General features: G+C 77.1%; 2 protein-coding genes. Both read right to left on the bottom strand.

What is annotated here, in order from left to right; genetic code table 11:
• A partial coding sequence (locus VM95_RS37040) for a type I polyketide synthase (RefSeq protein ID WP_045705627.1) occupies nt 1-2,284 on the bottom strand: 2,284 nt, incomplete at its 3' end.
• Nucleotides 2,285-2,340: 56 nt separating this feature from the next.
• On the bottom strand, nt 2,341-4,651 hold a 2,311-nt coding region (locus VM95_RS37035), incomplete at its 5' end, for a KR domain-containing protein (RefSeq protein WP_045705624.1).

Genomic DNA, 4,651 nt, shown 5'->3' with positions numbered 1-4,651 from the left:
GTTCCTCCCGGATCGCCTCGACGTGCGGGCCGTGCGAGGCGTAGTCCACGTCGATCCGACGCGCCCGCTCGTGCCCGGCGACCAGCTGCTCCAACGCGTCCGCATCGCCCGAAACCACCGTGGACGAAGGCCCGTTGAGCGCGGCGACGGAGACCCGGCCCTCGTACGGTTCCAGGAGCTTCGCCACCTCCTCGGCGGGCAGCGGGAGCGAGACCATCCCGCCCTCGCCGGAGAGCGCCAGCAGGGCGCGGCTGCGCAGGGCGACGACCCGGGCGCCGTCCGCCAGCGACAGCGCCCCGGCGACGCAGGCGGCGGCGATCTCGCCCTGCGAGTGGCCGACCACGGCCGCCGGTTCGACGCCGAAGGACCGCCACAGCTCGGCCAGCGCCACCATCACGCCCCACAGCACCGGCTGCACCACATCGACCCGCTCCAAGTCGGCGCCGCTGCGCAGGACTTCGGTGAGCGACCAGTCCACGTACGGCGCGAGCGCCGCCTCGCAGTCCGCGATGCGCGCCGCGAACACCGGTGCGGTGTCGAGGAGTTCGGCGCCCATGCCGACCCACTGCGAGCCCTGCCCGGGGAAGACGAAGACCGCCTCCGCCCGTCCGGTCGCCGTGCCGCGCACCACCTGCGGTGAAGGCTCGCCCTCGGCGAGCCGGCGCAGGGCGGCCGGCGGGTCGGCGGCCAGCACGACCGCGCGGTGCTCCAGGGCGGCCCGGGTGGTGGCCAGCGACCGGCCCACGTCGGCCGGTGAGGCCCCGGGGTCGAGGGCGGCGGCCAGCCGGGCGGCCTGGGCGGCGAGGGCGGGCGCGGTCCGGCCGGAGAGCACCCATGGCAGCACCGGCCAACTCGCGTCGCCGGGCCCGGCCGTGGGATCCGCCGGTGGCTCGGCGAGGGGAGCCTCCTCCAGGATCAGGTGGGCGTTGGTGCCGCTGATCCCGAAGGAGGAGACGCCCGCCCGACGCGGCTGCTCGCCCTGCGGCCGCCAGGCCGCCGCCTCGGTGAGCAGCGCGACGGCGCCCGAGGACCAGTCGACGTGCGGGGAGGCGTTCCGGGCGTGCAGGGTCGCCGGGAGCACCCCGTGCCGGAGCGCCAGCACCGTCTTGATCACCCCGGCGGCCCCGGCCGCGGCCTGGGTGTGGCCGAGGTTGGACTTGACCGAGCCGAGCCGCAACGGCCGGTCGGCGGGCCGGTCCCGGCCGTACGCGGCGAGCAGCGCCTGGGCCTCGATCGGGTCGCCCAGGGCCGTGCCGGTACCGTGCGCCTCCACCGCGTCGATCTGGTCGGCCGTCAGCCCGGCGTTGGCCAGCGCCGCCTCGATGACCCGCTGCTGGGCGGGCCCGTTCGGCGCGGTCAGGCCGTTCGACGCGCCGTCCTGGTTGACCGCCGAGCCGCGCACCACCGCGAGCACCGGGTGCCCGTGGCGCCGCGCGTCGGACAGGCGCTCGACCAGCAGCATCGCCACGCCCTCGGACATCCCCATGCCGTCGGCCTCGGCGGCGAACGCCTTGCACCGGCCGTCCCGGGCCAGGCCGCGCTGCCGGCTGAACTCGACGAAGCCGGTGGGGCTGGCCATCACGGTCGCGCCGCCGGCCAGCGCCAGCGTGCACTCGCCCGCGCGCAGCGCCTGGACGGCCAGGTGCAGGGCGACCAGCGAGGAGGAGCAGGCGGTGTCGACGGTGACGGCCGGGCCCTCCAGACCGAAGGTGTAGGCGATCCGGCCGGAGAGCACGCTCGCCGCGTTGCCCGTGCCCAGGTAGCCCTCGACGTCCTCGGGCGCGCCCTGGACGGCCCAGATGTAGTCCAGCTGGTTCGTTCCGACGAAAGTGCCGGTGCGGCTGCCCTTGACCGAGACGGGGTCGAGCCCGGCCCGCTCGAAGACCTCCCAGGTGGTCTCCAGCAGCAGCCGCTGCTGCGGGTCCATGGCCAGCGCCTCGCGCGGCGAGATGCCGAACAGCTCGGCGTCGAACTCGCCCGCGTCGTGCAGGAATCCGCCGTGGCGGGTGTGCGAGGTGCCGGGCTGCTCGGCGTCCGCGTCGAACAGCCGGCCCAGGTCCCAGCCCCGGTCGGTCGGGAACCCGGAGATCGCGTCGCCGCCCGCCGCCAGCAGCTCCCACAGCCGCTCGGGCGAGTCCACCCCGCCGGGGAAGCGGCAGGCCATGCCGACCACGGCCACCGGCTCCTGGCCGGCCGCCTCCACCTCGCGCAGGCGCCGGCGGGTCCTGGCCAGGTCGGCCGTGACCCACTTGAGGTAGTCGCGCAGCGACTCTTCCTTCGCCATCTTCAACTCCCGTGCCGGAACGGCGGAACGACGGAACGACGGAACGATCGGGTCGGTCATCCCGTCGACGGGCGGCCGAACTCCTGATGGATGAACTCGAACAGCTCGTCGTCGCTCGCTCCGTCGAGCGCGTCGTCGACGGATCGCGCCCCGGTCGAGTCCCGGGCTCCGTCCCACCGGTCCAGGAGGCCGTACAGCTGGGCGGCGATGCCCCGCCGCTCGTCGTCGGTGAGCGCGGCGTCGGCCACCGCCTCCTCCAGCGCCTTGATCCGGGCCCGCAGGGCACCGGCGGTGACCGCCTCCCCGCCGCCCAGCCGCTCGCCGAGGTGGGCGGCGAGCGCGGCCGGGGTCGGGTGGTCGAAGACAAGGGTCGGCGGCAGCGGAACGCCGGTGGCGGCGGACAGGCCGTTGCGCAGCCGGACGGCGATCAGCGAGTCGAACCCGAGCTCACGGAAGGGCCGTTCGGCGGCGACCGCGCCCGCACCGCCGTGGCCCAGCGCGGCGGCGGCGTGGCCGCGCACCAGCTCCAGCAGCAGCCGGTCGCGCTCGGGGCCCGCGGCGGCGGCCAGCCGCCGGCGCAGGTCGGCGGCCCGTTCGGCGTCCTGCCCGGTGACGGCCTGCGGCGGTGCGGCCGTCGAGGCCTCGGGCAGTTCGGCGAACAGGCGGGTCGGCCGGGCGGAGCCGAACAGCGGGGCGAACCTGGCCCAGTCGACCTCCGCGACGACGGCGCCGCGTTCGCCCCGCGCCGTGATCTCGTCGAGGGCGGCGAGCGCCCGGCCGGGGTCGAGCAGCGGTACGCCGTGCCGGGCCGGGCGAGCAAGCGCGTCGGCCGCTTCGGCTTCGGCCCCGCCCGGCGTGAGGGTGTTCCAGACGCCCCAGGCAACCGAGACCACCGGCGCACCGGCGGCCCGGCGCTGCTCGGCGAGCGCGTCGAGCTGGGCGTTCGCGGCGGCGAAGACGGCGTGCTCGCCGGTGCCCCAGACGCCGCTGACCGAGGTGAACAGGACGGCGGCCGCCAGGTCGGGCAGCAGGTCGAGCGCGTGGACGGCGGGCGTGACGGTCGCGGCCACGGTGGCGGCCAGGTCCGCCGGCGTGGCCCGCAGCAGGGGTGCGAGCGTGGTCCCGGCGGCGGTGTGCACGACGGCCCGTACGGGGCGGCCCTGCTCCGCCAGTCGCTGGACCAGGGCGGCGGTGCCCGCGAGGTCGTCGGCCTCCCGGCCGGAGCAGCTGATCCGGCCGCCCAGGTCGGAGAGGTCGGCCCGGTCCGCGTCGGGGCCGCCGACCGGGCCGGTCAGGGCCACGTGCTCGGCGCCCCGGTCGAGCAACCAGCGGGCGACCCTGGCGGCGACCGAGCCGGTGCCCGTGACCAGCACGGTGCCGGAGGGCGTCCAGGGGGCGATCCCGCCCTCGGGGTCGGCGAGCGGCGCGCGGACCAGCCGGCGGACGTAGGTGCCGGTGGGGCGCACGGCCAGCTGGTCCTCGCCCTCGTCGGCGGTGGCGGCAGCGGCAGCCAGCACGGCGGCCAGGTCGACGGCGCCCCCGTCCGGCAGATCGACCAACCCGCCCCAGCGGTGCGGGAGTTCGAGGGCAGCCACGCGGCCGAGACCCCAGGTCCAGGCCTGCTCGGGGCTCGTCACCCGGTCGCCGGCGCCGACCGAGACCGCGCCGCGCGTGACGCACCAGAGCCGGGCGTCCACGCCGCTGTCCTCCAGGGCCTGGAGCAGCACGAGCACCCCCACAGCAGGGAGCAGCGAGACCACGCCCGCCACGCCCTCGGCCGTGTCGCGCAGGAGACGGGCCAGGCTCTCGCGGTCCGCGGCCGCCACCTCGATCCGTTCCACGTCGTCCGCGCGCAGGTCCGCGCCCACGCCGGGCGGCGCGAGCAGCAGCCAGCGGCCCTGCGGCGCAGGTCGGTCGGGGTCGGCTCGGCGGCGCCACTCGACCCGGTAGCGCCAACCCCGCTCGCGCCGCCCCCGACGCCAGGCGGCCAGCCCGGGGAGGACCGGTCCCCAGGCTTCGGCGTCCACCGGCACCGCGCGCTCCAGTGCTGCCAGGTCCTCGGTCTCGACGGCGGCCCAGAACTCGGCCTCCACCGCGCTCTCGGCGGGACGCGGCTCCAACCAGTAGCGCTCGCGCTGGAAAGCGTAGGTGGGCAGGTCCACCAGGGCGGCGTCGGCGGGCAGCACGGTCCGCCAGTCGACGGGCGCGCCTGCGGTCCAGGCCTCCGCGAGGGAGAGCAGGAAGCGCTGCGGGCCGCCCTCGTCGCGACGCAGGGTGCCCAGGGCGACGGCGTTCCGGCCGCTGCGCTCGATGCACTCGCCGACCGCGACGGTCACCACCGGGTGGGCGCTGACCTCGACGAACGAC

Source organism: Streptomyces rubellomurinus, from assembly GCF_000961885.1.
Taxonomy (GTDB): Bacteria; Actinomycetota; Actinomycetes; order Streptomycetales; family Streptomycetaceae; genus Kitasatospora; species Kitasatospora rubellomurina.
The sequence above is the reverse complement of the archived record's forward strand: the minus strand, read 5'-3'. Positions and strand labels throughout refer to the sequence as shown.